Source organism: Aeromonas sp. ANP5 (assembly GCF_963870295.1).
In the GTDB taxonomy this organism is placed as follows: Bacteria; Pseudomonadota; Gammaproteobacteria; order Enterobacterales; family Aeromonadaceae; genus Aeromonas; species Aeromonas veronii.
On sequence record NZ_CAWMRY010000016.1, the window covers coordinates 55584 to 81483 of the forward strand.

The following is a 25900-nucleotide window of genomic DNA, read 5'->3' on the forward strand; positions in this document are numbered from 1 at the left end:
AACAGTATGATATAGAAGTATTTAATCCTTTCAGGTGCATATATGGCCACCCTTTCCCTGGCATCCACCGCATTTCTCATGCCCGGTAATGTGGCATGGGCTCCTTTGGCCCGACATGCACAGTTGCAATTTTGTCCTCAAGGTCAATGGCAGCCGATGGCCGCTTGTGACGGACATCTGGTGCTCTGGTTTTGGGAGCAACTGCTGACCGACAGCGAATGCCAGCATTGGTACACCTTGGCTGAACCCGCATTGTCCGAGACCATCGACACCTGGTTGGAAGCATTGCTCTCGCCACTGCGGGGGCTCCCTCATCTTTATCTCGGTGCCTGTTCACTGCAAGGCGGCGGTGTGAGTAGCGCTCTTCATCCCTGGATGATGCAGCTGGATGTCTGCTTTACCCGAGCGCTTGCACGTCACCACATTAGGGATTTGGGGCTGGGTCGCTGGCTCTCTGAGCAGGGGCGAGCCCATTGTGTGGACGAGCGTAATCGTTACCTTCTTTCTTGTCCTCTCTCGATGCACGGCTTGACCAGCCTTGCCGACTGGATTGCCGCGCGTTGGATGCTTGATCAGGCGCCAATACGCAAGGTGCTGGTGCTCGATTGTGACAATACCCTGTGGGGGGGGGTAGTGGGTGAAGAGGGGTTGACTGGCCTTTACCTTGGTCAGGACGGTCTCGGCAAACTCTATCAGTCGTTTCAGGATGCGGCGCTTTACTGGTATCAGCGCGGCGTGTTGTTGGCATTGTGCTCTAAAAACGAGCCTGCAGATGTTTGGCTGGTGTTTGAGCAGCATGGCGCCATGAGACTCAAAAGGCGAAATATTGCAGCATCTGCCATTGGTTGGGGCTCTAAATCTCAAGGTTTGCGACATATTGCTGCCAGCCTCAATCTGGGGCTTGAGGCCTTGGTCTTCTGGGATGATTCCCCCCTGGAAAGGGCTGAAGTTCGCCATGCTCTGCCACAAGTCGATGTCATTGAACCACCAGCAGATATTTGGGCATGGCCTACAACCTTGCTCACTTATGGGGGGTTCTCGCGCACCTTCAGTGGTGATGACGCTCTTCGTCAGGCCTCCTACCTGGCATTGGCAGACGCCGCCCAGTTACGTAACGAGGTTGGCAGTGAACAACATTTTCTCGCCTCCTTGTCGTTGCGTGCAGCGATACAGCCGTTGGCGGTGGATAACCTTGCTCGTGCCGAGCAGATCATCCATAAAACCAACCAGTTTAATCTCTCCTGTCAGCGATATGAGGCGAGCGAGCTCAAACGGCTGGCGCAGTCTGGCTGGTGCTGGCTAGTGTCGTTGCAGGATCGCTTTGCTGATCATGGTTTGGTTGGCTTGGTGCTGATCATAAACATCACGCCCAAACTGGCATTGCTTGACACGCTGGCTCTGAGTTGCAGAGTGTTGTCCAGAGGACTCGAATATTGGTTACTGGATGCAGTCTCGGCTGCATTGCGCGAGGCAGGGATCGAGCGTCTGGTTATTGGCTCGAAACGTTGTGAACGTAATGAACCTGCGCTGACATGGTTGGCATCCCTGTCGTTGACCCCCTGTGATAATCCGGATCCCGCCCGTTTTTCCCATGAGCATTACCATAGTCTGGCGCTCGAACAGCTGAATTTGCCTTTTTTGGAGTTTTATCACCATGACTGATCTCTTCACTCTGTTGGAACAGCAGTTTCCTTCTGCAACCGTCACGCGAGGCGACTATCAGTTGGGACTTGGGGCCTTTCCGGAATGGGATTCGCTCGGTCATTTCAATTTTCTGTTGCTGGTTGAGCAGACGTTCTCGGTACGCTTCGAGCCTGAAGAGCTGGCGACGATGAAACAGCTTCAGGACATTCGTGATGCGCTGTTGCGTCGTGGTCTTGTGCTGTGATTGAAGCTCTCTCTCATGTTCTTGGCTCCCTCGGGATCGCTCGAGGGAGCGCTATCATGGTTCACTCTGACGCCATGGCTGTGTCCCAGTTTCCAGGACGGGGCAATGAAGCCGGCATACATGCTTTTTGGTTTGGGATGCAGGAGTGGCTTGGAAACGAGGGTACTCTGCTGGTGCCAACATTCACGTATAGCCTGACTCGCCAGAGCTGTTTCGACAGGGCGACATCCCCCAGTGAGGTCGGGTTGATGACGGAGCAGTTTCGTACTCTGCCAGGGGTTGCGCGGACTCGCGATCCTATCTTCAGCGTTGCGGTATGGGGAGCGGGGCGTGATCAGGTGGTTGCAGCAGGGGGTCATGACTGCTTTGGTGAAGAGAGCCCCTTCGCTTGGTTGGCGGCCCACGATGGCTGGATTGCCGGTTTTGCCTGTCATCCCGATCGCATTACCTTCACCCACTATGTCGAGCAGCAACTAGGTGTCGATTATCGCTTTATGAAACGCTTTGAGGGTGATGTCCGCGAGCAGGGAATTGTGCGCCCCTGGCATTGTGACTACTTTGTGCGAAGACTCGATCTGGCCAGCGAGATAGATCTTTCCCGTCTGGTTGAAGCCCTTAAAAATGAGGGCAGATGGCACCAGGGGTTATTTGGCCGGTTACCAGTCTGGGCCGTTCGCTGCGCCGACTTTGCCGCGGTGGCAAAAGAGCTGATCGCTGCCCATCCCCATGCGCTTATCAGGGAGGGGAGATGAAACTGCACCATATTGGACTGGTGGTGGCCGAACTGGAGCTTGGCGTACGCTATTGCTGCGAGACCCTCGGGCTTTCCCGCTTTAGCGAGCCGGTGCTCGATCCTTTGCAGCGGGTGCATATCTGTTTTGCCTATGATAATGCGGGGATTTGCTATGAACTGATTGCTCCTGCCAGTGATGATAGCCCCGTCAGTCAGGCGTTACGTACCCGTCATAACCTGCTCAATCATCTGGCTTATGAGGTGGCAGACCTGGCAATGGCTGCCGAAAAACTGCGGGCCCAGCGTCATCTTCCCCTCGGGCCCAGCCAGCCGGCCATCGCGTTTGGCGGCGCCCACGTCCAGTTTTTCCTGAGCCCCCTTGGCCACATTGTCGAATTGATCGAGGCACCCACCCCATGAGTTTTCTACCCAAGAGCGGCTATCTGCCCACCGACTGGGACGACCAGGCACAGGTCGGTGAACAGCTGCATCGACTGCTCACCCTGCTGTTTCCGCTCAACCGCAGCCTGACCGGGGACGGGGTTCGACAGTCGTTGGCCCTGTGGCGCGAGCACTGCCTGCCCGAGCTGCAGATCCATGAAGTGGCCAGCGGCACCGAGTGTTTCGACTGGACAGTGCCTGACGAGTGGAACGTGCGGGAGGCTTACATAGTGGGGCCGGATGGACGCAGGGTGGTGGACTTCCAGGATCACAACCTGCATCTGGTCGGTTACTCGGAGCCGGTGCGCTGCACCCTCTCGCTGGCCGAGCTGCAGCCCCATCTTCACTCTCTGCCCGAGCAGCCAGACGCCATTCCCTATGTGACCTCCTACTACAAGCGTCGCTGGGGCTTCTGTCTACCCCATCGGCTGCGAGAGGCGCTGCCGGAGGGGCAATATCAGGTGGTGATCGATGCCACCCTGGCTCCTGGCTCGCTCACCTATGGTGACTGGGTGCTGCCGGGGGAGAGCGAGCAGGAGATCCTGCTGTCGAGCTACACCTGCCACCCCTCCATGGCCAACAACGAGCTCTCCGGCCCCTGCGTCGGCGTCTTCCTGATGGCCTGGCTGGCGTCACTGCCAACACGCCGCTACAGCTACCGGCTGATGCTGGTGCCTGAAACCCTGGGGGCCATCGTCTATCTCTCCCGCCATCTGGATCAGCTCAAGCAGCGCACTCTGGCCGGCTTCAATCTGACCTGCCTTGGTGATGACCGCAGCTACTCCTTCCTGCCCTCACGCCAGGGCAACACGCTGGCGGATCGCATCGGTCGCCATGTGCTCGGCCATCTGGCTCCGGGTTACCATGCCTACAGCTTCCTGGAGCGGGGCTCCAACGAGCGGCAGCTGTGCGCACCCGGCATCGATCTGCCGGTCACCTCGGTGATGCGCAGCAGATACGGTTGTTATGCCGAGTACCACACCTCGCTTGATGACCTCTCGCTGGTGACGCCGGCCGGTCTGGCGGGCGGCTTCATGGCGCTGCGCCGGGCCATCGAGTGTCTGGAGCTGGACGAGCGCTGCGAGGTCACCGTGCTGGGCGAGCCCCAACTCGGCAAGCGGGGGCTCTATCCGGATTTGTCGACCCGCTACTCGGGCTGGCAGGTGAGGGAGATGATGAATCTGCTGGCCTACAGCGACGGCAAGCTGACCCTGTTCGAGATTGCCGAGACCATAGGGGCGCCGTTCTGGCGGGTGGAGCCGCTGGCGCGGATGCTACTGGATGCCGGGCTGCTGCGTCGCCTCAGCCCGCAACCGGACTACTCGATCACCAGATAGGCTGGTCCCGGGTTGTGCGGGGTGCGACGGATGGCGTAGCGATCCAGCCCCAGCACCTCCTTGAGGGCCAGGGTCTCTCCCGGAAAGGCGGGCCAGTTGAGCTCATCAAATGCCAGCACCGATCCTTTGGTCAGGTGCGGTTTGATGAGCTCGAGGCATCGGCGGGTCGGCTCGTAGAGATCAAAGTCAAAATAGGCCAGCGCAACCATGGTCTCCGGCTGACGAGCCAGATAGGCCGGCAGCGTCTCGGTCACATCCCCCTTCACCAGCTCGTGCTTGACGATATGATCCAGCGGGCTTTCCGCCTCATGGGCGGCGAGCAGCTGCGCTAGATGTTGTTCATAGTTGGGTGTGACGCCGTAGGCTCCGGGCTGGATGGCCGCATCCGATCCATCCTGCGGAGCGTGGGAAGGGAAGCCGCTGAAGGTATCGAATCCCACCAGCTTGCGGTTGTAGTTGTAAGGCTCATACATGCCGCGAAACGAGGAGAAAAGCGCCAGGTTCTGACCCCAGCGGGTACCGAAATCCATGATGACACCGTGGACTGGCACGATCTTCTGATACAGCTCGTGCATGAACAGGATGCGGGAGAGCGACTGGCGCTTGAGGTAGAGGCCCAGGTTGTTCTGCAGCTCGGCCGCAGGCAGCGGGCTGGCGTGCAGCAACTCGCTGAAGGTCTGGCGACGTGACAGCTCCTGCTCGGAGGCGTTGGAAATGGCCTTTATCATCAATGGTCTCCTGTGGTGGTTTCGCCGGCCGGGGTCGACAGGCAGTGCACCACTTCATATTCGAGGTAGTCGGCCAGTCCCAGCCAGTCCTGGCGCTCCTGGCACTGCAGCAGGGCAGCTACCAGTCCGGGTGGCAGGTTGCCCTGCTCGGTGAGCACCTCTTGCAGCAGTTCCGGCAATGCCTGACTCGCGGCGACCGACTGCCCCAGCCGAAACTGGTGTGCCAGGGCGGTGAGGCGGGTGATCTGGCCGTTTTTCATTGCACGTACTCCGGGTGATAGCGGCAGCCGGCGATCTCCGCCCCTTCCCGGCTGCAGTTCCAGAACTGCACCTCGGGGTGGCGCGCTATGTAGCGCTCTAGCTCGGTGCGGTAGGCGGAAAAGTTTGGATTGGTCTTGACCCGCCGGCCATGGCCGTCGAGGGCCCAGCTGAGGGCCAGCGCGGCGCTGGGCCCGAGGGCACCATCGGCCCAGCCCGAGTGGGTGAGTTCGCCGGGAAAGGCGAAGTCGGTGCCCAGCAGGATGACCTGGTGGCAACCCATCTGCACGGCGAGATCCACGGCGGGATGAATGACGCTGCCGCCCGAGTGCAGCACGCCCTTGGGGAGCGTCTGTCGCAGCTGCTGATACATGGGGCTGCGGGAGTAGGCGGTCATGCGTGGCCCCTGCCAGGCCAGCAGGGCTGCCGTGGGAACCGTGGGGTAATAGACCAGGGTGGTCTGGGCCGACTGGGCGGCGGGCAGCCGGTTGCCGTGGATGGCGTCATCGATGGTGACGACGATGTCGGGCCGGATGCCGTGGCTGAGCAAAAACGCCAGCGCGGTATCGACGCTGATCAGCAGGTACTCCTGCCGGCGGCGCTGCAACTGGGCCTGCAGGGTGGCCAGGTTGTGCTGCAGGGTTGGGCCACTCGCCACGATCAGCGCCTGCTTGCCCTGAGCCAGACCGAACAGGGAGGCCACATCGCCGTCGCCGGCCAGCAGATCGCGGTTTTCCGCCAGCCGCCGGGTGACATCGGGGTGTTCGGCGTCGAACCTGGCCCGGGCGAACGGCAAGTCGATTTCACTCACCAGCCGATCGCGGATGCGGGCGGCGGCATCTTCCACCAGCAGCAGCTCGGGCGGCAGGGCGAAGAAGGGCAGGCGCACCTCCCCCTCGTCGCCGGCCATCATCAGCTCGACCCTGGGGTCCGTCAGCCAGTCCTGCTGATCCAGCAGCCGCAGTATCAGGGCAAACAGGGCACCATTCATGATCTTCACTTCCAGCCGCTTGAGGCTGCTGCGCCCCAGCAGGGCGCGCGGCAGATCGCCAAGCCCTGTGCCGTAGAGGTGCAGCACCGGTTGCTCGGGCAGGCTGGTGGCCTGCAGCTCGGCCTCCTTCACCCGATCGTGCCGGCTGGTGAGCTGGATGCCGTGGAGGCTGAGGGTGGAGCCGAGCCCTTCGGTCAGCTCGGCAGGCAGGCTTTCTACATCCTGTGCCAACAGGCGGTGCCAGAGGGCGGGCCAGCGCTGGCTGATGAGTCTGCCGTGCTGGTTGAAGAGATCATCACTCATCGTTGTCTATCCACTCCCAGCTCAGCGGTTGGTTGGCGCTCAGGCTGCGGTTGACCCGCTTGCCGACGAGCCGATCGTAATCGGCTGGGGGCAGGCCGAGGGCGGGGCGCACCGACATGATGTGCTCTGCGGTGAGCACCTCGCCAGCAGCAATGTCCCTGACCAGATAGAGGGAGCGGCGAAACGCACGGTTACCCTGTTCACTGGCGGTGAGCTGGTAATCGGCCACCCCGAGGGCGGCATGAGCGGTATTGACCGAGGCAATCAGCTCGGCGAGCTCGGCCGGCTCCATGGAGAAGGCGCAATCCGGCCCGCCGTCGGCGCGGGCCAGGGTGAAGTGCTTCTCGATGAGGGTTGCCCTGAGCGCAGTGGCGGCGATGGCCGTGGCCGATCCCAGAGTGTGATCAGAGAGCCCAACCTCGACCCCGAAGCGCTGGCGCAACATAGGGATGGTACGCAGGTTGTATTCGGCGGCTGGGGCCGGGTAACCGCTGACACAGTGCAACAGTGCCAGCTGGCCGTTGCCATGCTTGAGCGCCATCTCGACTGCCGCAGTGATCTCGGCCTCGTTCGCCATGCCGGTGGAAATTATGAGCGGCTTGCCGGTCTGGGCTGCGTAGCGAATGAGGGGAAGGTCCACCAGCTCGAAGGAGGCGATCTTGTAGGCCGGGCAGTCAAGTGATTCCAGCAGGTCCACCGCACTGAAGTCGAATGGGCTGCTAAAGACCGTCAGCCCCAGCTCGCGCCCTTTGGCAAACAGCGCCTGGTGCCACTCCCACGGGGTGTGCGCCCACTCATAAAGATCGTAGAGGCTGTGGCCATCCCACAAACCGCCGTGGATCTGAAATTCCGGTCGATCACTTTTGAGGGTGATGGTATCCGGGCGGTAGGTTTGCAGCTTGACGGCGCTGGCACCCGCTGTTTTGGCGGCGGTCATGATGGCCAGGGCGCGGTCCAGATTGCCATTGTGGTTGGCCGACAGTTCGGCAATCACATAGGGAGCCTGTTCCTGGTTGATGGGGCGATGATCGATCTGCATCTGTGTTCAGATTCCTATGCCAAGTTGCCAGCCTTGCGGCGCCGGCTGCCAGGGGGCAGGGGGCGCTATCTGCGGTGGCTCGGCAAGATAGAGGGGAAATTGGGAGAAAATTGTTTGCAAGCGATGTGCCAGCTCTTGCCACTCAGTTGGTTGAAGTGGCCGGGCTGCCTGCCATGTCAGATGCTGACCGTCCAGAGTTAGGGTGAGCAGCAGTTTGTCATCATGGCGTAGTTGCCACTGTTGGCCATCTGGCAACAGTTGATAACCCGATTGTGGCAGCAACCAGGCGGTGAGCCGATCCAGTCCCAGCCCATCCACCTGTTGCTGGCCACGGCGGCGGTAGTCGTCTGACTGTTGTTCAAGTCGTTGCAGGGCTGGCAGCAGCCGCTCAGGCTCGGCCAGCTCGCTCAGGGTCAGCCGCTCGGCCAACTGGGAGCTGGCGATCACTTCATCGTTGAACTGCTGATTGTCGACGATGGGCACCGCCAGGGTCGGCAGGCCGAGACAGGCCCGCTCCCAGGTCATGCCCCCCGCAGCGCCGATGGCGAAGTCGTGCTGGCTCATCAGGTCGGCCATCTGGTCGCTCTGGCGCAGCAGCACCAAATCAAGGTCGGCCAGTTCAGCCACTCTCTGTTCCAGTTCGGGCCAGAAGGGATTGGCGCCGCCCGCCACCAGGGTCCACTGGATGGTGCGGGCCCAAGGCAGTCGAACCAGGCTGTTGAGGGTCGTGAGACAGGCTCCGGCCGGATCGGCACCGCCAAAGCAGATGAGGCCACGTTGCCACCGCCTGACCTTTTGGCGTGCAAGCTGGCGATAGGCAGGGCGTAACAGAGCATAGTCGGTGCCCAGCAGCAGCCGACAGTCGGCAGGAGCGAGTGACTGGTAATCGGCGGCGCTGCGTAGTGGCCCCTGATCCAGCAGTAACTGACCATGATGAGGGCGATCGGCCAGATCGTCGATCACCAGCAACTGACCACAGTGGATTGCCAGTGTCTGCTCGATCTGCCGATCAATCTGGTAGTGATCACACACCAGCCACGCTGGGCGCAAGATGGGCAAGGGGCCTGCATCGTCCAGAGCGCAAAGGGGGTGATGCTGGTGGGATTGCAGCAGTGGCAGCAGGTGAGTCGGTAGTTGATAGCAGAGAAAGTGGCACTCGGCGCCAGCCGTTTTCAGCCGATCGGCGATGGCCAGACAGCGCATCAGATGACCCAGCCCAATCTCGGCGCCGGCATCGAGCCGGAAGGCAACCTTAAACGCCATCTTGGGCCAGCACTTGATAGAGCAGTTCGGCCAGATGCCAATCTTCCGGCGTATCGATATCGACCACTCTGTGTCTTGGCAGAATATGGCCGATCCCCGCTCCACCGATGGGGCTGATCCCGCCCAACCAGGCAGCCCGCGTCCCCCAATAGAACTGACCTGCATCCTGATAGGCCGGCTCGAGATCCTGAGAGCGTTTCGCCATCTGTTCTGGCCAGAAGGGGGTGACCCGGTCCTGCTCATCCATGCGCACGGCGCGCTGGATAGGGAAGCCGAATTCAGCCACCGTGTAGACGAAGGGGGCCTTGCTGGCGATCAGTCGCTGATGGGCGGCCTTCAAGTCATCGGCTTGAATAAGCGGGACAGTGGCATAGATGCAGCAGTAGTGCTCTGCCTGGATGCCGAGCTGGTCGAGTCGCTGGATGGTGTCGATCACCACAGGGGTGGTACCTGTGTGATCATCGGCGAGGTTGGCTGGCCGCAGAAATGGCACTTCCGCGCCCAGTTGACGAGCGACCTTGGCAATCTCCTCATCATCGGTGGAGACTACCACCTTGCTGAAACAGCCAGATTGTTGCGCCGCCTGGATGGCATAGGCGAGCATGGGCTGGCCACAGAAGGGGCGGATATTCTTGCGTGGAATGCGTTTGCTGCCACCCCGGGCCGGGATAATGGCGATGGCCATGATGGGCTCTCTCTGCTGGATTAATGACTGGCCAACGCCAGGATAATCGATGACAACTCTTTGATTATTTTTGATATTATACTGGTTTTTCTGCTTGTATTATCGATTTTTGCTACGCAATGGCAGCCGTGTGGTCGATAAGAGAGACAGGTCATGGAAGTCATGGAAACTTTATGGCGTTGAAGATGAGCTATGGCGTTGAGTTACGCCCGATAGAGCCGTGGGATCTTCCTGCCTTGCGACGTTGGCGCAATCAGGATGAGGTGCGAATGCAGATGGTATCTCAGACGCGTATTTCGCCGCAGCAACAGCGCCAATGGTTCACCGCTACACGTGAGCGGCGGGATCAGCAGCACTGGGTGCTCTGGTGCAAGGGCGTGCGAGCGGGTTACGTCAATCTGAAAGGTGAGTGCCAGGGCAAGCTGCAGGGGCAGGCGATTGCCGATGCGGGGCTCTATCTGGGTAAGTCAACCGTGCGGCATCCCATGTTGGCCGTTGCTGCTGCCTTATCCCAGCTTGATCAGGGTTTTGATGAGTTGCACATCGGTTGTATCCGCACCCTGGTTCGGGAGAACAATCGCTCTGCCCTGCGCTTGAATGAACAACTGGGTTATAGCCAGATAGGACAAGAGAACGGATTTTTTGCATTGGAACTGCTGCCGGCGAATTACTATGCCGCCCGTGAGCGGCTACGGAGATTTTTCAGATGACAATCGCATTGGAACAGGTTTTTGCCGAGGCTTTGGGTATTGATATCGGCAGCGTCAGCGATGGGCTGGCCTACAACAGCATCCCGCAGTGGGATTCCGTCGCCCACATGGGGCTGATTGCCCAGTTGGAGGATAACTACGGCGTGCTGCTCGATACCGATGACATTATCGACATGAGTTCGGTCGGCAAGGCGCGGGAGATCCTGGCCAAATACGGGGTCGCTTTCTGATGCAGGGACTGTTGCAGGGCAAGCGGGTGTTGATCACCGGTGCCGGGCGTGGCATCGGGCTTGCCATCGCCCGCCTGTTTGCCTCTCAGGGGGCTGAACTGTGGCTGGGAGGCCGTGATGAGGTGGCAATGAGCCAACTGGCGACCGAGCTTGGTTCAGAGTTTGTCGTGCCCTGCCAGCCCCTCTGTTTTGATGTGGCTGATCCGTTGGCGGTCAAGCAGGCCTTTCAGCAGTTGTTTGCTCAGACTCGCCAGCTGGACGTGCTGATCAACAATGCTGGCATGCTGGAAGAGGCGTTATTGGGGATGGCGAACCAGACCCATCTGCAAAAGACATTCAGCAACAATACCTTTAGCGTGATCTACTGCAGCCAGTATGCCGCCCGCCTGATGCAGCGCTGCGGTGGCGGCAGCATCATCAATCTCGCCTCCCTGATGGGGCAGGTGGGGGCGGCGGGGCTCAGCAGCTATGCCGGCAGCAAGGCGGCGGTGATTGGCATTACCCAGTCACTTGCCAAGGAGCTGGCCGTCAGCCAGATCCGGGTCAATGCCATTGCTCCCGGTTTTATCGATACCGATATGGCGCATGCCATCCCGCAAGATAAGTTTGCCGAGCGGGTGGCCAGCATCGCCATGGGGCGGATTGGTACGCCAGATGAAGTGGCCAAGGTGGCCCTGTTTCTCGCATCCGACTTGTCGAGCTATGTGACCGGGCAGGTGATTGGGGTCGATGGGGGGATGGTGATTTGAGCCAGCCTGATTTGTTGACGCATCTGGTTGAGGGCAACAGCGAGCTCGCTTGGCGAGATCCGCAAGAGGGGTGGCTCAGTTATGGTGAACTGGCCCAGCGTGTGGCGCAGTTGGCCACCATCTACCCTGCCGGTCGCCATTTGGTCTACCTGCCATTTGTGACATCCACCCTGCATCTGCTTCACTACTTGCTGGCCCTGCGTGATGGCCACGCCATTATGCTGGCCGATCCTGCACAGGATGCCCAGTTGCACCATGAGCAGTGCCAGCGCTTTAGTGTCAGTCTGCGGGTATTGGAGGATGGGGCAGTTGCGCATCTTGGCGATGCGCCCTCGCTTCACCCTGAGCTGGCCATGCTGCTGCCGACATCGGGCAGTACCGGCTCCTGCAAATGGGTGCGATTGTCGCGAACCAATCTTGATGCCAATGCCGCGGCCATCGCCGAATATCTGGTGCTGAACGGGGGTGAGCGAGCCATCACCTCATTGCCACTTTTTTACTCCTTCGGTATGTCGGTGCTCAACAGCCATCTTTTGGCTGGCGCCTCTCTGGTTTCATGCACTGCCAGCCCCCTTGAGCGCCAATTCTGGGATGAGGTCAATCGTCATCAGGTCACCAGCGTGGCGGGGGTACCGTTTACCTTTCAGATGCTAAACCGCTTGCGTTTTGACTGGGCGCGTTATCCCAGTCTGATGACACTGACCCAGGCCGGAGGACGGCTTGAGCCGGCGCTGGCAAAGCAATTTGCCGAGCAGGCAGTTGCGTTGGGACGCCGTTTTTTCGTGATGTATGGCCAGACTGAAGCTGCACCGCGCATCGCCTGGTTGGCGCACGAGGAAGTGATGATTGCCCCGGATGCCATCGGCCGTGCCGTACCGGGCGGGCGTCTCTCTCTGCGTCATGAGTCCGGATTTCCCGACGGGGAGGGGGAGCTGGTCTATGAAGGGCCAAACGTGATGCTTGGCTATGCCGATTGCACTGAAGATCTGGCGCGTGGGCGTGATATGGATGCGCTCTTTACCGGCGATCTGGCTCGTTGTGATGAGGCGGGCCGCTTCTATCTGACTGGGCGACTCAACCGTTTCCTGAAGCTGTTTGGCAAACGGGTGAGCTTGGCTGAAGTGGAAACCTGGTTGCAGGGGAGGGGCTATTCCTGCGCCGCGACCGGCCGCGATGATTGCCTGCTGGTGGCCATCGAGGCTGAGGCGTGCCCCAGTGATGCACTACAGCTGGAGCTGGCCCGCTGGCTGATGGTGCCACCATCAAGCGTGCGTATCTACCAACACCATTTGCCACGATGCAGCAATATGAAGATTGATTATCCGGCCCTATTAACAGAGCTGGAGCAGCTATGAACAGGCTGTTTGATGCACCGGTTTTCGGGCTGTCCCAACAGGAAAAAAGTGGGCTGCTCCTTGCTCGCCTGAATGAATTGACGCAGCGCCATGCACAGGGTTGCCCTACCTTTGCCAATATTCTGTCGGCGTTTGGTTGGGGGCAGGCCTCGACCTATCAAGAGCTTCCCTATCTGGCCGCCCGCCTGTTCAAATTGGACCAATGGCAGAGCGTGCCGCAAGACGAGGTGTTCAAGGTGCTCACCTCCTCTGGCACTACCGGAACGCCGTCACGAATTGTGCTGGATCGGGATACAGCCGCGTTGCAGAGCAAGGTGCTGGTGAAGATCTTGCAAGAATTTGTCGGCAAGCAACGGTTGCCCATGCTGCTGGTGGAGCAACCTGCCCTTATTCAAAACCGCAGCGGTTTTTCCGCCCGCGGTGCCGGTGCGCTGGGTCTCTCCTTCCTTGGCCGTGACCATACCTATGCCCTCGATGAGCAGATGCGGCCCAACTGGCCGGTCATCGAGGCATTTTGTGACAAATATGCAGGCCAGCCGGTCCTGTTGTTCGGCTTTACCTTCATGGTGTGGCAATGTCTGCTGGAGCCGCTGCGTGAGCGCGGTCTGCAACTGCCGCTGACGCAGGGCACGCTTTTTCACAGTGGTGGCTGGAAGAAGCTGCAACACCTCGCGGTGGATAATCCTGCCTTCAAGCAGCGTTGCCATGAACAGCTGGGGCTGAGTCGGGTGCACAACTTCTATGGCATGGTGGAGCAGGTGGGGTCGGTGTTTGTCGAGTGCGAACATGGCCATCTGCATGCGCCTCTCTTTGCCGATCTGCTGGTGCGGGATCCGTTGACTCACCAGCCGCTCGGGATCGGCCAGCCCGGTCTGTTGCAGGTGATCTCTGCCATTCCTCAAAGTTATCCCGGTCACAGTTTGCTCAGCGAGGATCTTGGTGTGCTGCTGGGGGAGGATGATTGCCCCTGCGGCCGTCGTGGCCGTTATTTTCATGTATCAGGACGTCAGCAAGGCGCCGAGGTGAGGGGATGCAGCGACACTTTCCAGTGATCCGGTCAGATGCAGAAGATGCCATCTGGCAAGCGGGGCCAGAGGTCGCTTTCGCGGCTCCCGTCAGCGGCTGGCAAGGTTTTGTTACTCGCCCGCTGCCAAGCTTTGCGCCCGTCATAGGTGACTTTGTGGCTGAGCTCTCTGCACGTCTGCAGCAGGAGGGGCGAGAGAACCCGGATTTGGCCGCCTTTGGTTTTTGGTTGCGGCCACGCCAGATTGAGGTACAGCGTAAACGCATGGCAGGACGCGCTCCGCTGGGGATGGTTTTTCATCTGGTCCCCTCCAACGTGCCGACCGTCGCGTTCTACTCCTGGATCATGGCGCTACTGATGGGCAATGGTTCCGTGGTTCGCCTCTCATCGCGCATCGACCCGGTGCAAGAGGCCATGCTGACCATCCTGAACGAGCTTTTCTCTCTACACGAGTGGCAAGAGATTGCCTCCCGTACCCGTTTTATCCGCTATGACCACGACGAGGGCATCACCGCCTGGCTGTCGGCCCGGTGTCGCCTTCGCATTATCTGGGGAGGTGATGAAACCATCAGCCGGGTACGGGCTATTCCGCTCTCATCCCGCGCTCAGGAAATCGTGTTTCCGGATCGCCGCTCCATGGCGGTATTTGATAGCCAATGGCTCGCCAGCCTGGATGCTGCCGCGTGGCGGCAATTGGTTGCGGCTTTGCAACAAGACTTTACTCGCTTCAATCAGCAAGCCTGCGCCTCACCCACCACCATTTGCTGGTTGGGCTCTCCCGATAGTGCGTTGCACCGTCGTCTGCTCGAAGGGATCTTCGCCCCATTTGCAGATAATCCCTCCCTGATGATGGAACGCCTCATCAATAGTCAACAAAATGCCGCCCATGATGGCCAGATGCAGCTGGACACCTTTTCTGGCGTCACCTTATTGACTCCGGCACTCAATTTGCGACTTGCACACATCGGAGGAGGTACAGTTGCCGAATTTGTTGCCGATACCCTTGATGAGTTTCTGTTACAACCGTGGGATATGCAGACCTGTGTCTGGGTTGGGCCAGATAAAATGCGGCTTGAGTGTGCGCTACAGCTGTCGCCTCGCTGTCGTATCGATAGGGTGGCAAGTCCGGGACAGGCGCTGGCATTCGAATGGCTCTGGGACGGCATTGACATGCTGGTGGCCTGCAGCCGTCAGCTTGACCGTATTGAATAGTGGATGCTAGGTCACATAAATCAAGTCATATCAATGAATTAGCTTGGTCAGGCACGGCTCTTGCAGTAAAAATTGCCATGAAGGGCAGGAAGGGTTGACAGAGACCGTGCGGTAGCCTTGTCAATTTTCTCCAATTCGCTTCTTTTTTACTCTACTTCTGGATTCTCTATGAAAGTCAGCGTACTGGTGCCGGTGTATAACCTCGGGCGCTTTATCGAACCCTGTCTGCTTAGTCTGCTGGAACAGCAAACCAATTTCGATTTTGAGGTCATTGCCATTGATGACGGATCGAGCGATGACTCCTGGGCAATTATGCAGCGGCTGGCATTACAGTGGCCCACACTGCGGGCATTGCAAAACAAAAAAAACATAGGGGTGTGCCTGACCATTCGTGTCTTGTTGGAAGAAGCTCTGGGTTCGTACTTGGTTTATGTCGATGGCGATGATTTGGCTCTACCCGGCAAGCTGCAAGCGTTGAATGATCATCTAGATAAGCATCCAGATTGTGGATTTGTTTATCACGAAGCGGAAGTATTTGATAGCGATTCAAATCGGACCACCTCGCTATTCAGCAAGGATTATTACAACGCCAAATATATCCCTGAGCGAGCGGGTCCGGAGCACCTGGTGCAATACGGACTCTTTTTTAATACCAGTTCCTGTGCTTTTCGCCGGCACGAAAGAATGCTGGATGCGGTAAATCTGGATTGCCACTTAGTGAATGACTACTCATGGCACATTCTTAATTCATCTTATCTGGGTGGAAATATAGACCGTATTCCACAAGTATATGGGCGTTATCGGGTTCACGGTAGTAGCATTTGTGGAGCTATTCGTTCCTCAGAAGATCGTCGCAAACTTGCTTTGCAAGATATGCTGGCAGCATGTGATTTGGCGCTTCATGCAGGAATGGATGAGTTGTTAGTAAGAAAAGGGAAAAGTCATCTGTGGTTTTCCACAGCATTGTATTTCTTGCGTGCCAGAAATTGGGCTCTTTTTGATGTTTTTATCACTTGCTCCGTTCAGTATGAGTGGTTTTTTGATGAGCGTCATGAATTTGCATGGCAAAATAAACATGAGCCAGAGCGGGTGCGTGAAAAAATTTTTGGCTGACCGTTCGTGTATTTTCATTCATCTGACTAGGTAATCACATGAAAAAAACAATCCATGTTGCCTTTTGTATTGATAATGCCTTTGCCATTCATTTGGCAGCTCTGATACATAGTCTGGGTAAGCATCTGAGTCAGAACTTCCAGCTGAAATGTCATATTTTGGGTCTTCTTAATGAAGAACAAATATTCAAGCTGTCTTCATTGGTCACACAAAATATAAAAATTCGGTTTTACAATGACTTTCCTGATTATAAAGAAATCCCAATCAGTAACCTCTATAATAATAGGCTGAACGAAGTTACTTATTATCGATTTGCCATACCTGAAGTCTTGCATAATATTGATAAGGTCTTATTCATCGATGCGGACATGATAGCTATGGGAGATATCAGCCTGCTTTGGTCGATAGATATGATGGATTCTATTGTCGCCGTAGTATCCGATCATATCTTGGGATGCGATACAGAGAAGCAGCAGGTGCGTGGGATATCATCTGGAAGGTATTTCAATGCAGGTTTCATGTTGATGGATCTTGGCAAATGGCGGGAAAATAATATCAGTCAGCAGGCATTGAAACTGCTTGTCGATAATAATGGTTTTGAGCACAATGATCAGGATGCCTTAAACATTGTTTTGCAGAATAAGGTTCTTTATCTCGATGAGAAGTGGAATGCTCAACCCAATCACCTTGCGCAAAAGGATATGCTCGTACCTATTCTGGTGCATTTCTGTGGTCAGGAAAAACCTTGGCATGTATATTGTGCTCATCCTTTCAAAGATAGTTATCTGGTAAGCCGTGCTGAGACTGCGTATGCATGTGAGCCACTGCAGACATATCTTGATCAAGATGATATGGATATCTTGTCACGCCTTAAAAGAAAATTTCCTTTTGGCGCTCGTATTGTTGTCTGGGGGGCTGGTCAGAGAGGGCGGCGACTGTGCTATGAAATAATAAAAAATATGAATGAATACTCAATTACATATATTATTGACAAAAATGTTTGTGATAAGTTTATGGGGATGGAGATAAAGCGACATCTTGTAAATGTGGAGGGTATTGATGCAGTAATAATTGCGTCAATACCTTATAGAGATGAAATAATAGTGGAAATAAATTCTGTGACAAATTATAAATCAATAATTATTTAGTTAATGGTGCTAAAATGCAAAAAAAAGAGTGGATGGCTGGTTTTTTTTCTGAAGTGCAATTTTGGTCTACATGGGTAAGAGAACGTGGGGGCTTGTGGCCACGTGATTTTCTTGACCGACTAGACCCTGATCTTCCTCTGCGTGGGAGGCTACATGATCTTGTCAGTTCTTGTTGTGGGACTGATATTACTATCCTAGATTGTGGTGCTGGGCCACTTACTATCTTAGGAAAGAAGCATTCTAGTAAAAGAATAAAAATTACAGCAATAGATGCGTTAGCAGACGAATATCATAAATTTAATTATCCATCCCCACCTCCGATAATAACAGAGCTGTGTGAGACAGAGCATATACTAGATAGCTTTACTAAGAATTCGTTTGATATTACATATGCTCGAAATACCCTAGATCATAGCTATGACCCGATCAGATGCATCATGAATATGATAGAAGTTACTCGACCAAATGGCTATATATATATTCAGCATTCGGCCAATGAGGCCGAGCATGAGAAGTATCATGGAATGCATCAATGGAATTTTTGTATAGAAAATGGAAGTCTATATGTCTGGAATAAAAAAGAAAGAGTGAATATATTTGATTTAATAAGAGGGCTTGTGTGTGTAGAAGAGATTTCAGAAAATGGTTCGATGCATGTTGATGTGATTTTTAGAAAGTTGTAGTAAATGATCATTGGGTAGGGGTTCAAGTATGCGCGTATCAATAATAATTCCATGCTATCAGCAAGAAGAGTATTTAAATCGGGCACTTGAATCTATTGATAGGCAGGATTATCAAGATATAGAAATCATCGTGGTTGATGATGGCTCTGCACAACCGGTACAGATTGCTCAGGAAAAATATTCTTGTCTTATTAAATTAATTCGACAGCCAAACAAAGGCCTGTCATCTGCAAGAAATACAGGATTAGTTCATAGTAATGGAACACTGATAAAGTTCCTCGATGCTGATGATACATTATTACCAGGATGCATCACTGCTCAGGTTGCTAATTTTAATAATAACATAGAAGTTATTAGTGTCATTGGTTTTGTTGAGCATGATGAAGATACTAATGCCACGGCAAAGATCATACCTGCTTTCGGTGATCCTTTATCCGCTTTGATGATGGATAATCTTGCTCCAATTCACAGTTATATGTTTCTCAAATCTTCTCTGGAAAAAATAGGTGGATTTTCAACTGATAGCCGTGTTGCTAATGGTTGTGAGGATTATGACCTTGTATTTAGATTGGCTATGGCTGGTAGTCAATTTTATTCTTCACATCAGTGTGGCGTTGTCTATTTTAGACGTATTGGATCTATGTCAAAAAATAAATATGGTATGCAACACTCGCGTGTTGCAGTCTGGTTGCACAATGTATCATTTTTATTGAAATGCAAACCGGAACTTGCCGTTGGTTATATAATTCCAATGCTTGCAGGCTTGGCAAAAATACATCGATGGTTACAGGATTTTCATCTGTTGGTGGCTCAAGATATTATTGCAATGCTCCATGACGAGCTGGTCAAGCATTGGGAGAATATTCCTAAGGCTGAACTATCGTTTGTAAAGAAAAACTTGGCATCTATTGCGCTGTTTTCTCCAGTTGTTGAACTTTTGAACCGTGTGTTGGATAGTAGTTCGAGTGTAAAGATTCATATAAATACAATAGAAAACAATGATTATAAACAGTTTTTGAATGGAATGAAGAACAAAATTGAAGATGAATGGGTAATTAAGATACTTTCACATGCTAAAATATATAGTGGTCGAATCGGGATATACGGGGCTGGTGAATATGGTGCTCGGGTTCATGAAATATGTAAAGCTGCCGGTTATGAGATCAAATGTTATTTTGATAAATCACTCTTCAACAGTGTATCCGATAGCGGCATACCGATATATCATCCTGATGATATTGTTACTAGAAATGTTGAGTTGGTTATTATTGCATCCGTTGCGTTTTATGATGAAATCTATGAATGTCTTAAAGAGTTGCCCTGCATTGTAATATAATAAGGTCAGTGTTAATATGAATAAACTAACTGTTCTTATGCCAGTTTTTAATGCAGATAAATATATATCTGCAGCGATTTGCTCCATATTGTCTCAGACATATGGTGAATTTGATTTCATCATCCTTAATGATGCTTCAACAGATAGTTCCTTGTCTATTATTGAAGCATTCGCCGCTCTTGATAAGAGAATAATTGTTAAGTCTAATATCAACAATCAGGGGATCGCGAAATGTCGTGATACACTGTTGTCGTATGTGGATACTGAGTATTTTGCATGGATGGATGCTGATGATATCTCACTTCCACATCGTTTCAAATCTCAGATTGATTATCTTGATTTCCATCCTGATGTTGGGGCAGTTAGCGCAGGATACATCGACTTCGATTCACTGGGGAAATATATTCCTGAATCAGATCCAGATATGATTGCAGTTAATATGCTTACGGGTAATGTGATTATAAATCCTGTTGCGATGGCAAGAACTGCAGTCGCCAAAAAAGCAGATTTTTCTTTTGAACGTTGTGGTGTGGTTAGTGCTACCGATTATGCATTTTGGGTGGCGATGAGAGATGTGTCCAAACTAAAGGTGTTGCCTGAGTGCTTGCTGATATATCGAACACATGCACAGCAAGAATCAAGTGCTAATGTCAGAAGGCAGCAGTATTCAGCAAAAATAATTGTGGCAAAGCAGTTTGCTTCGTTTGGACTTTTTATTGACGACCGCACGTTGGAGGATTTGGTTCTATTCCCATTGGATAAGCCATTGAAATCTAGCCTAATCGAAATTGGACGTCTATATTCCAGTCTAATAAAAATAAACGCAAGCGGTGAAATGTTTATTCAGCGATTATTGGTGTCAAGTTTGTCATCAAAATATATGTCTTATTGTAAATTTTATGGTCTACAAGGAATATTTTACTATTTAAAATTTATGGGTGTAAAAAGTTTGCTGGATAAGCGAAATTTTGGAATAAACTTTTTTATTCGATGTCTGACTTTTCCTTGAAAAGTTATTGTCTGGTTTCGCACAAGTAATTGTATACTATATGATAGTTATTTTGGGGAGAATGGCATTATATGGAGCGTTATAGTAAGTTATATGTCGGCATTCCAGTTTATAATGAGCTGCCATATTTGAGGTTGATGCTTGATTCCCTTAAAGCTCAAACTATCAAGGATGTAACATTCTTCATATCTGACAATAATTCATCAGATGGAAGTTGGGAGTTCATAACTGATTATTGTAAGGATGATGCACGGTTTGTTTTTTTTAGACATGAAAAGAATATTGGTGCTACGCCAAACTTTGAATTCATTTTCAATGAGTCTAATTGCCATTATTTTATTTGGATTGGAGCACATGACCATATATCCCCCGGCTTTTTGCAGGCCGCGGTAGAGTTTCTTGATAAAAACAATGATATATCCATAGTATCTGGACAACCATTGAAATTTATTGGGGATAGCGATCCCGTGCTTATGGAGGATGCAATTTATAATTTTACAGTCAAACGCATAGGGCGATACCTACAATCAGTTCGAATCCTTGATAATTGCACTATCGTATATTCTGTTTTTAGAAAGGCAGCATTAAGTGGTTTTGAGTTCAGAAAAACTATCTCAAATGATCATATTATGCTTAGTCGTTTGCTGTGGATGGGGCGGCTACATTATCTGGAAGATGAATTCTATTATAGGCGTTATTTTGAATCGATAAGAGAACAGACGCAGTCGCAGAGGATCACTGGCTCTGAGTGCTACTTGAGTCGTCACGATATGATTCTGTATTATCTCGATGATCTTGCTTGCTTGTTCGATGGTGACCCTCGGATTATGCGTTACCTAGAGAATGAAGTCATAAGTGCTTTACAGCACCGGTTTGGTATTCAGACATTATCTGTTAATGACGAGATTGCTTTTGGCAGGGAGGATCTATGAAAGCAATTATTCTCGCTGGTGGCTTAGGAACACGTATCAGTGAAGAGTCACATCTTCGCCCAAAACCCATGATTGAAATTGGCGGAAAACCGCTCCTTTGGCATATTATGAAAATATACTCACACTATGGTGTTAATGATTTCATTATATGCCTTGGCTACAAAGGGTATGTTATTAAGGAATATTTTGCCAATTACTTCTTGCATATGTCAGATGTCACCTTTGATATGCAGAATAATCGCATGGAGGTGCACCACAACCATGTAGAACCATGGCGCGTGACTCTAGTCGATACAGGTGAAGAGACTCTTACTGGTGGACGGTTGCGACGTGTGGCTGAATACGTAAAAGATGAATCGGCTTTTTGTTTTACCTATGGTGATGGGCTTAGTGATGTTGATATCGGTCAACTAATCAATTTTCACGAATGTCACGGAAAGATCGCGACCGTGACAGCCGTTTCCCCTCCAGGACGTTATGGTGCCCTGACTCGAGCTGGTGACCTGGTGACAGGTTTTTCTGAAAAACCGCGTGGTGATGGAGGCATGATTAACGGTGGTTTTTTTGTGCTTTCCCCAGAGATATTTCAGTTATTGGATGGTGATGAGTGCAGTTGGGAAGGACAACCACTGGTGACCTTGGCCAATATGGGACAGTTGATGGCATTTGAACATCAAGGCTTTTGGCAACCCATGGATACGTTACGAGAAAAGAATCAACTGGAGGAGCTATGGGCCAGTCACAAAGCCGCCTGGAAGGTTTGGGCATGACACGGGGTGTTGATGTGTCCTTTTGGAAGGGTAAGCGGGTGCTTGTCACCGGTCATACCGGATTCAAAGGTAGTTGGCTGACTATATGGTTACATCGTCTTGGGGCTGAAGTTACGGGAATTAGCTTGGCACCCAATTCAAAACCAAATCTATTTGACGCTGCCGAGGTTGCGAAGATCTGTCGGCACCATATCTGTGATGTCTGTACCCCGGAGTATCTCGGGCCTCTGATCTTAGAGTCACAACCCGAAGTGGTATTCCATTTGGCTGCTCAATCTTTGGTACGCGAAGGATATTCTGAGCCTGCTCGAACATTCGAAACCAATCTAATGGGCTCCGTGTATCTGTTAGACACGCTTCGGTCGTCAGATACGGTCAAGAGTGTTGTCATGGTGACCACGGATAAAGTCTATTCCAACCTAGAATCTATCTGGCCTTATCGTGAGACCGATCGTCTGGGAGGGCATGATCCTTACAGTGCGAGTAAGGCTGCCAGCGAGTTGGTAATCACCAGTTATCGTGATGCGTTCTTGGCGGCCCGAGGCGTTGCTGTTGCAACCGCTAGGGCTGGTAATGTCATCGGTGGGGGCGATTGGTCCGCAGATCGCTTGATCCCTGACGCAGTTCGGGCTTGGCAAGCCGGCCAGACGTTAGCTATCCGACGCCCAGAGGCGGTTCGTCCATGGCAGCATGTCTTAGAGCCTGTTGCGGCCTATATGGTCTTAGCACAACGTCTATTTAACGAGCCACAGTTGGCCGGAGCTTATAACTTTGGTCCAGACAGCCGGGATGCAGCGAGTGTGGAGCAGGTGGTTAATTTGGCTGCGCTCAGTTTTGGTCTATGCCAGGGGGCTTGGCGCTTGGTGGGTGATCCCGGACCTCATGAGACTGGTTGGTTAGCTCTGGAAACTGCCAAAGCACGTCATGCACTGAATATTTTACCCCGCTGGTCATTGCCGCAAGCCATTGAGCAGACTATGTGTTGGTATCGTGATTGGTATCAGGGAGCGGACGCTCGAGATTTGTGTGAGCAACAAATTAGAGCCTATGAGGCTCAGCTATGAGCCGTTTTACCCTATTGTCCGAACCTTTGCCTGGCGCCATATTGTTGCAGCGTGAAGTGCTTGGTGACTCACGCGGTACCTTGAGCCGACTGTTCTGTGCCGAAGAGCTGGCAATGTTGGGGTGGGAGTCATATATTGCTCAGGTTAATCTGACATGTACGTCGCGCTGTGGCACGATTCGTGGACTGCATTATCAATATCCGCCGTATGCCGAGAAAAAGCTGGTGACTTGTATTCAGGGGCGGGTCTGGGATGTGATCGTCGACATTCGAGCTGGTTCTTCGACCTTTCTGCAGTGGTACGCTGAGGAGCTCTCTGATGATAACCACCGCTCTTTGTTGATTCCAGAAGGATTTGCTCACGGCTTTCAGACGCTGAGTGACGAAGTTGAAATCCTCTATTGTCATTCGGCGCTTCATGTTCCTGCCGCGGAAGGTGGACTATGTCCGCTGGATCCACTACTTCAGATCTCATGGCCGTTACCGATAACGGAGATATCCGCACGTGATCACCAGCATCCTGCGTTAAACGACAGTTTTCAGGGAATAGTAATTCAATGAAATGCCGACACTGTGATACACAGTTGGTTCATAGTTTTCTCGATCTGGGTTTTGCTCCGCCCTCTAATGCGTATTTGTCTTCTGATGATCTCTCTCGACCTGAGGTGGCGTTTCCATTACGCTTGCGAGTGTGTGACCAGTGTTGGTTGGTACAAACTGAGGATTTTGCCTCGGCAGATCAGCTTTTTCGTGCCGATTACGCATATTTTTCAAGTACCTCAAGCAGCTGGCTCGCTCATGCCGCTCAGTATTGCACACGTATGCTCGACGAGTTATCTCTGACGCCCAAGAGTCATGTTGTTGAGATTGCTGCCAACGATGGTTATTTGCTTAAGAACTTTGTAGTTGCAGGCATACCTTGCCTCGGGGTTGAGCCGACCGCTTGTACTGCTACCGTCGCTGAATCGCTGGGTATCCCGATCATCCAGGAGTTTTTCTCTGTCGAATTAGCCGAACAGATGTGCAAGCATGGTCAAGGTGCAGATCTGCTGATCGGCAACAACGTCCTAGCCCATGTTCCCAATATCAATGACTTCTGCCGTGGTTTAAAGCGACTGCTAAATTCTGGTGGAACATTGACGCTGGAGTTTCCGCATTTGCTGCAACTATTGTTGCAGGCGCAGTTTGATACGGTGTATCACGAGCATTTTTCGTATCTGTCATTGCGAACAGTGCAGCAGATTTTGGCTTCGGTTGGCTTGCTCGTGTTCCATGTTGAGTTTTTAGCGACCCATGGAGGAAGCTTACGCATTTTCGCCTGTCATTCTGATGAACCACGAGCCATTACTACTGCTGTGGCCGAGTGCTTGCGGCAAGAGGCTGTGGCTGGGTTACATCAGTTGGACATCTATCAGACATTCCAAACTCGGGCGGACGGCATTAAAAACGCTCTGCTTTCTTTTTTATTGGCGCAGCAACAGTCTGGAAAAACTGTGGTTGCCTACGGTGCAGCCGCTAAAGGTAATACCTTGTTGAACTATGCGGGTGTTCGTCCAGATCTACTGCCTTATGTTTGTGATGCTGCTAGCTCGAAACAAGGGCGTTTCTTGCCTGGGAGTCATATTCCAATCATGTCTCCGGATGTGCTGATGGCTAATCCACCAGATTTTGTCCTGATTTTGCCTTGGAATTTGGCGGATGAAATTGGCCGCCAGCTGGCGCCACTTCGTTCTGCAGGTACTCGTTTTGTCGTTGCGGTCCCGAGTTTGGAGATTCTATGAGTGAGCGAATTTTATATACCAAGCCTTCTATCACCTCGCTGGAAATCGGCTATGCCACCGATGCGGCGACCAACGGTTGGGGGGGACGCTGTTACGAGTATATTGACCGTTTTGAACGGCTGTTCCGTGAATATCTGGGGGTTAAATATGCTATCGCTACGTCAAGTTGTACAGGGGCCTTGCATATGGGGATGGCCGCGTTGGGTATCGGTGCTGGTGATGAGGTGATATTGGCGGATAGTAACTGGATTGCCAGTGTCGCTCCAGTGGTTCATCTGGGAGCGACACCTGTTTTTGTCGACATATTGCCTGATTCTTGGTGTCTTGATCCTGAATTAGTGGTAGCGGCGATCACTCCACGTACCAAAGCCATCCTTGCTGTGCATCTATATGGCAATCTCTGCCACATGAGGCAATTGTTAGCCATTGGCGAGCGCTATGGCATTCCGGTGATTGAAGATGCCGCGGAGGCGATAGGTTCTGTGTACCATGGGCTGCGCGCTGGTTCCATGGGGCGTTTCGGTGCTTTCTCGTTTCATGGGACAAAAACCCTGACAACGGGTGAGGGCGGGATGTTCGTCACAAACGATGCTGAACTTTACGAACGTGTACTGACTCTCAGTAATCATGGCCGAGTTCGTGGACAGACTCGTCAGTTCTGGCCTGAGACGGTGGGTTATAAATACAAAATGTCGAACATTCAAGCCGCGATCGGTTGCGGTCAGATGGAAAGAATTGAAGAGTTGGTTGCTCGTAAGCGACAAATATTGAATTATTATCGGGATGCTTTGTTGCCTTATTCTGATCTAAGCATGAATCCGGAACCAGATGACGGAGTTAATGGTGCTTGGATGCCAACGGTGGTATTTGGCTTATGTGCCAATACTAAAAGAGTTGATATTGAATATTTATTTCAATCGGCAGGTATCGATGCCAGACCATTTTTTTCACCGTTGAGTTCAACTCCTCCATTTGTATCAATAAATCCCACACCTAGATCATATTGCATTTCGACACGCGCAATTAATTTGCCGTCATATCATGATATGAGTGAACAATGCATTGATACAGTAGTTGGTATAGTAAAAAAAATTATGAGTTGAGATTGTGGAGCAATAA

General features: G+C 52.7%; 28 protein-coding genes. 22 read left to right on the forward strand and 6 right to left on the reverse strand.

Translation table 11 applies throughout. The features are described from left to right. The first annotated feature begins 42 nt into the window (after positions 1 to 42). Genes AACT07_RS11010 through AACT07_RS11030 form a run of 5 tightly spaced genes read left to right on the forward strand, consistent with a single transcriptional unit; the run spans position 43 to position 4399 of the window. Positions 43 to 1662 (forward strand): HAD-IIIC family phosphatase, encoded by a 1620-nt coding sequence (locus AACT07_RS11010; RefSeq protein WP_069527720.1) that lies wholly within the window; start codon positions 43 to 45, stop codon positions 1660 to 1662. Further along, positions 1655 to 1888: an acyl carrier protein gene (locus AACT07_RS11015; RefSeq protein WP_005346684.1), complete on the forward strand. Its 234-nt coding sequence runs from the start codon at positions 1655 to 1657 to the stop codon at positions 1886 to 1888. The genes AACT07_RS11010 and AACT07_RS11015 overlap by 8 nt, the downstream gene beginning before the upstream one ends. Further along, complete coding sequence (locus AACT07_RS11020) at positions 1885 to 2640, forward strand: AAC(3) family N-acetyltransferase (RefSeq protein WP_069527722.1); 756 nt, start codon at positions 1885 to 1887, stop codon at positions 2638 to 2640. Before AACT07_RS11015 ends, AACT07_RS11020 begins: the two co-directional genes overlap by 4 nt. Then, positions 2637 to 3041, forward strand: a complete 405-nt coding sequence (locus AACT07_RS11025; RefSeq protein WP_069527724.1) for a VOC family protein — start codon at positions 2637 to 2639, stop codon at positions 3039 to 3041. Before AACT07_RS11020 ends, AACT07_RS11025 begins: the two co-directional genes overlap by 4 nt. After that, the gene (locus AACT07_RS11030) at positions 3038 to 4399 is read left to right on the forward strand and encodes a DUF4910 domain-containing protein (protein ID WP_069527726.1); all 1362 of its coding nucleotides are present in this window, start codon (positions 3038 to 3040) and stop codon (positions 4397 to 4399) included. The genes AACT07_RS11025 and AACT07_RS11030 overlap by 4 nt, the downstream gene beginning before the upstream one ends. Here AACT07_RS11030 and AACT07_RS11035 read toward each other — a convergent pair. From AACT07_RS11035 to pseF, 6 genes are read right to left on the reverse strand one after another with little or no spacing between them, the layout of a single operon-like run. Further along, positions 4381 to 5127 carry a class I SAM-dependent methyltransferase gene (locus tag AACT07_RS11035; RefSeq protein WP_069527727.1) on the reverse strand — a complete coding sequence of 249 codons (747 nt, stop codon included), beginning with the start codon at positions 5125 to 5127 and terminating at the stop codon, positions 4381 to 4383. The genes AACT07_RS11030 and AACT07_RS11035 overlap by 19 nt on opposite strands. Beyond that, positions 5127 to 5387 carry a hypothetical protein gene (locus tag AACT07_RS11040; protein WP_069527728.1) on the reverse strand — a complete coding sequence of 87 codons (261 nt, stop codon included), beginning with the start codon at positions 5385 to 5387 and terminating at the stop codon, positions 5127 to 5129. Before AACT07_RS11040 ends, AACT07_RS11035 begins: the two co-directional genes overlap by 1 nt. Next, positions 5384 to 6679: a motility associated factor glycosyltransferase family protein gene (locus AACT07_RS11045; RefSeq protein ID WP_069527730.1), complete on the reverse strand. Its 1296-nt coding sequence runs from the start codon at positions 6677 to 6679 to the stop codon at positions 5384 to 5386. Before AACT07_RS11045 ends, AACT07_RS11040 begins: the two co-directional genes overlap by 4 nt. After that, entirely contained in the window at positions 6672 to 7718 is a 1047-nt protein-coding gene (gene pseI, locus AACT07_RS11050; protein WP_069527731.1) for a pseudaminic acid synthase, read from the reverse strand. The genes AACT07_RS11045 and pseI overlap by 8 nt, the downstream gene beginning before the upstream one ends. Before the next feature lie 6 nt (positions 7719 to 7724). Then, positions 7725 to 8981 carry a UDP-2,4-diacetamido-2,4,6-trideoxy-beta-L-altropyranose hydrolase gene (gene pseG, locus AACT07_RS11055; RefSeq protein ID WP_069527733.1) on the reverse strand — a complete coding sequence of 419 codons (1257 nt, stop codon included), beginning with the start codon at positions 8979 to 8981 and terminating at the stop codon, positions 7725 to 7727. Continuing rightward, positions 8971 to 9666, reverse strand: a complete 696-nt coding sequence (gene pseF, locus AACT07_RS11060; RefSeq protein ID WP_069527734.1) for a pseudaminic acid cytidylyltransferase — start codon at positions 9664 to 9666, stop codon at positions 8971 to 8973. Before pseF ends, pseG begins: the two co-directional genes overlap by 11 nt. Before the next feature lie 173 nt (positions 9667 to 9839). Here pseF and AACT07_RS11065 point away from each other — a divergent pair, with 173 nt between their 5' ends. The 17 genes from AACT07_RS11065 to AACT07_RS11145 all read left to right on the forward strand — a co-directional run bounded on the left by AACT07_RS11065 (position 9840) and on the right by AACT07_RS11145 (position 25884). Continuing rightward, positions 9840 to 10376, forward strand: coding sequence for a GNAT family N-acetyltransferase (locus AACT07_RS11065; protein ID WP_069527736.1), 537 nt, complete (start codon positions 9840 to 9842; stop codon positions 10374 to 10376). Then, on the forward strand, positions 10373 to 10606 hold the full coding sequence (locus AACT07_RS11070) for an acyl carrier protein (RefSeq protein ID WP_042012685.1): 234 nt from the start codon (positions 10373 to 10375) through the stop codon (positions 10604 to 10606). Before AACT07_RS11065 ends, AACT07_RS11070 begins: the two co-directional genes overlap by 4 nt. Next, positions 10606 to 11355 (forward strand): SDR family NAD(P)-dependent oxidoreductase, encoded by a 750-nt coding sequence (locus AACT07_RS11075; protein WP_069527737.1) that lies wholly within the window; start codon positions 10606 to 10608, stop codon positions 11353 to 11355. The genes AACT07_RS11070 and AACT07_RS11075 overlap by 1 nt, the downstream gene beginning before the upstream one ends. Continuing rightward, positions 11352 to 12710 carry an AMP-binding protein gene (locus tag AACT07_RS11080; protein WP_083249960.1) on the forward strand — a complete coding sequence of 453 codons (1359 nt, stop codon included), beginning with the start codon at positions 11352 to 11354 and terminating at the stop codon, positions 12708 to 12710. Before AACT07_RS11075 ends, AACT07_RS11080 begins: the two co-directional genes overlap by 4 nt. Beyond that, positions 12707 to 13762: a LuxE/PaaK family acyltransferase gene (locus tag AACT07_RS11085; RefSeq protein WP_069527738.1), complete on the forward strand. Its 1056-nt coding sequence runs from the start codon at positions 12707 to 12709 to the stop codon at positions 13760 to 13762. Before AACT07_RS11080 ends, AACT07_RS11085 begins: the two co-directional genes overlap by 4 nt. Then, positions 13741 to 14946: an acyl-CoA reductase gene (locus tag AACT07_RS11090; RefSeq protein ID WP_069527740.1), complete on the forward strand. Its 1206-nt coding sequence runs from the start codon at positions 13741 to 13743 to the stop codon at positions 14944 to 14946. Before AACT07_RS11085 ends, AACT07_RS11090 begins: the two co-directional genes overlap by 22 nt. A 168-nt stretch (positions 14947 to 15114) precedes the next feature. Beyond that, entirely contained in the window at positions 15115 to 16059 is a 945-nt protein-coding gene (locus AACT07_RS11095) for a glycosyltransferase family 2 protein (RefSeq protein WP_069527741.1), read from the forward strand. 38 nt (positions 16060 to 16097) lie between these two features. After that, positions 16098 to 17207, forward strand: a complete 1110-nt coding sequence (locus AACT07_RS11100) for a glycosyltransferase family 8 protein (protein WP_069527743.1) — start codon at positions 16098 to 16100, stop codon at positions 17205 to 17207. Positions 17208 to 17221: 14 nt separating this feature from the next. After that, complete coding sequence (locus AACT07_RS11105) at positions 17222 to 17890, forward strand: methyltransferase domain-containing protein (RefSeq protein WP_083249961.1); 669 nt, start codon at positions 17222 to 17224, stop codon at positions 17888 to 17890. A gap of 28 nt (positions 17891 to 17918) precedes the next feature. Continuing rightward, positions 17919 to 19226 (forward strand): glycosyltransferase family 2 protein, encoded by a 1308-nt coding sequence (locus AACT07_RS11110; protein WP_083249962.1) that lies wholly within the window; start codon positions 17919 to 17921, stop codon positions 19224 to 19226. Between the two features lie 16 nt (positions 19227 to 19242). Then, positions 19243 to 20235, forward strand: coding sequence for a glycosyltransferase family 2 protein (locus AACT07_RS11115; RefSeq protein WP_069527746.1), 993 nt, complete (start codon positions 19243 to 19245; stop codon positions 20233 to 20235). A gap of 71 nt (positions 20236 to 20306) precedes the next feature. Beyond that, positions 20307 to 21167, forward strand: coding sequence for a glycosyltransferase family 2 protein (locus AACT07_RS11120; RefSeq protein WP_069527748.1), 861 nt, complete (start codon positions 20307 to 20309; stop codon positions 21165 to 21167). Beyond that, positions 21164 to 21937, forward strand: coding sequence for a glucose-1-phosphate cytidylyltransferase (gene rfbF, locus AACT07_RS11125; protein ID WP_069527749.1), 774 nt, complete (start codon positions 21164 to 21166; stop codon positions 21935 to 21937). The genes AACT07_RS11120 and rfbF overlap by 4 nt, the downstream gene beginning before the upstream one ends. Then, a complete protein-coding gene (gene rfbG, locus AACT07_RS11130) occupies positions 21898 to 23001 on the forward strand; it encodes a CDP-glucose 4,6-dehydratase (RefSeq protein WP_083249963.1) in 1104 nt (367 codons plus the stop codon). The genes rfbF and rfbG overlap by 40 nt, the downstream gene beginning before the upstream one ends. Further along, positions 22998 to 23561 carry a dTDP-4-dehydrorhamnose 3,5-epimerase family protein gene (locus AACT07_RS11135; RefSeq protein ID WP_069527752.1) on the forward strand — a complete coding sequence of 188 codons (564 nt, stop codon included), beginning with the start codon at positions 22998 to 23000 and terminating at the stop codon, positions 23559 to 23561. Before rfbG ends, AACT07_RS11135 begins: the two co-directional genes overlap by 4 nt. Beyond that, complete coding sequence (locus AACT07_RS11140) at positions 23558 to 24781, forward strand: methyltransferase C-terminal domain-containing protein (RefSeq protein WP_069527754.1); 1224 nt, start codon at positions 23558 to 23560, stop codon at positions 24779 to 24781. Before AACT07_RS11135 ends, AACT07_RS11140 begins: the two co-directional genes overlap by 4 nt. Beyond that, complete coding sequence (locus AACT07_RS11145) at positions 24778 to 25884, forward strand: DegT/DnrJ/EryC1/StrS family aminotransferase (protein WP_069527755.1); 1107 nt, start codon at positions 24778 to 24780, stop codon at positions 25882 to 25884. Before AACT07_RS11140 ends, AACT07_RS11145 begins: the two co-directional genes overlap by 4 nt. The last annotated feature ends 16 nt before the right edge of the window (positions 25885 to 25900 follow it).

Excerpts from the sequence above, each read along its gene's own strand:
- AACT07_RS11075 (WP_069527737.1), top strand. The coding sequence starts at position 10,606 with ATGCAGGGACTGTTGCAGGGCAAGCGGGTGTTGATCACCGGTGCCGGG.
- AACT07_RS11120 (WP_069527748.1), top strand. The coding sequence starts at position 20,307 with ATGGAGCGTTATAGTAAGTTATATGTCGGCATTCCAGTTTATAATGAG.
- AACT07_RS11110 (WP_083249962.1), top strand. The coding sequence starts at position 17,919 with ATGCGCGTATCAATAATAATTCCATGCTATCAGCAAGAAGAGTATTTA.
- pseF (WP_069527734.1), bottom strand. The coding sequence starts at position 9,666 with ATGGCCATCGCCATTATCCCGGCCCGGGGTGGCAGCAAACGCATTCCA.
- AACT07_RS11105 (WP_083249961.1), top strand. The coding sequence starts at position 17,222 with ATGCAAAAAAAAGAGTGGATGGCTGGTTTTTTTTCTGAAGTGCAATTT.
- AACT07_RS11040 (WP_069527728.1), bottom strand. The coding sequence starts at position 5,387 with ATGAAAAACGGCCAGATCACCCGCCTCACCGCCCTGGCACACCAGTTT.
- AACT07_RS11145 (WP_069527755.1), top strand. The coding sequence starts at position 24,778 with ATGAGTGAGCGAATTTTATATACCAAGCCTTCTATCACCTCGCTGGAA.
- AACT07_RS11045 (WP_069527730.1), bottom strand. The coding sequence starts at position 6,679 with ATGAGTGATGATCTCTTCAACCAGCACGGCAGACTCATCAGCCAGCGC.
- AACT07_RS11010 (WP_069527720.1), top strand. The coding sequence starts at position 43 with ATGGCCACCCTTTCCCTGGCATCCACCGCATTTCTCATGCCCGGTAAT.
- pseI (WP_069527731.1), bottom strand. The coding sequence starts at position 7,718 with ATGCAGATCGATCATCGCCCCATCAACCAGGAACAGGCTCCCTATGTG.
- AACT07_RS11140 (WP_069527754.1), top strand. The coding sequence starts at position 23,558 with ATGAAATGCCGACACTGTGATACACAGTTGGTTCATAGTTTTCTCGAT.
- AACT07_RS11100 (WP_069527743.1), top strand. The coding sequence starts at position 16,098 with ATGAAAAAAACAATCCATGTTGCCTTTTGTATTGATAATGCCTTTGCC.
- AACT07_RS11025 (WP_069527724.1), top strand. The coding sequence starts at position 2,637 with ATGAAACTGCACCATATTGGACTGGTGGTGGCCGAACTGGAGCTTGGC.
- pseG (WP_069527733.1), bottom strand. The coding sequence starts at position 8,981 with ATGGCGTTTAAGGTTGCCTTCCGGCTCGATGCCGGCGCCGAGATTGGG.
- AACT07_RS11030 (WP_069527726.1), top strand. The coding sequence starts at position 3,038 with ATGAGTTTTCTACCCAAGAGCGGCTATCTGCCCACCGACTGGGACGAC.
- AACT07_RS11115 (WP_069527746.1), top strand. The coding sequence starts at position 19,243 with ATGAATAAACTAACTGTTCTTATGCCAGTTTTTAATGCAGATAAATAT.
- AACT07_RS11065 (WP_069527736.1), top strand. The coding sequence starts at position 9,840 with ATGGCGTTGAAGATGAGCTATGGCGTTGAGTTACGCCCGATAGAGCCG.
- AACT07_RS11135 (WP_069527752.1), top strand. The coding sequence starts at position 22,998 with ATGAGCCGTTTTACCCTATTGTCCGAACCTTTGCCTGGCGCCATATTG.
- AACT07_RS11035 (WP_069527727.1), bottom strand. The coding sequence starts at position 5,127 with ATGATAAAGGCCATTTCCAACGCCTCCGAGCAGGAGCTGTCACGTCGC.
- rfbF (WP_069527749.1), top strand. The coding sequence starts at position 21,164 with ATGAAAGCAATTATTCTCGCTGGTGGCTTAGGAACACGTATCAGTGAA.
- AACT07_RS11095 (WP_069527741.1), top strand. The coding sequence starts at position 15,115 with ATGAAAGTCAGCGTACTGGTGCCGGTGTATAACCTCGGGCGCTTTATC.
- AACT07_RS11085 (WP_069527738.1), top strand. The coding sequence starts at position 12,707 with ATGAACAGGCTGTTTGATGCACCGGTTTTCGGGCTGTCCCAACAGGAA.
- AACT07_RS11015 (WP_005346684.1), top strand. The coding sequence starts at position 1,655 with ATGACTGATCTCTTCACTCTGTTGGAACAGCAGTTTCCTTCTGCAACC.
- AACT07_RS11070 (WP_042012685.1), top strand. The coding sequence starts at position 10,373 with ATGACAATCGCATTGGAACAGGTTTTTGCCGAGGCTTTGGGTATTGAT.
- rfbG (WP_083249963.1), top strand. The coding sequence starts at position 21,898 with ATGGGCCAGTCACAAAGCCGCCTGGAAGGTTTGGGCATGACACGGGGT.
- AACT07_RS11090 (WP_069527740.1), top strand. The coding sequence starts at position 13,741 with ATGCAGCGACACTTTCCAGTGATCCGGTCAGATGCAGAAGATGCCATC.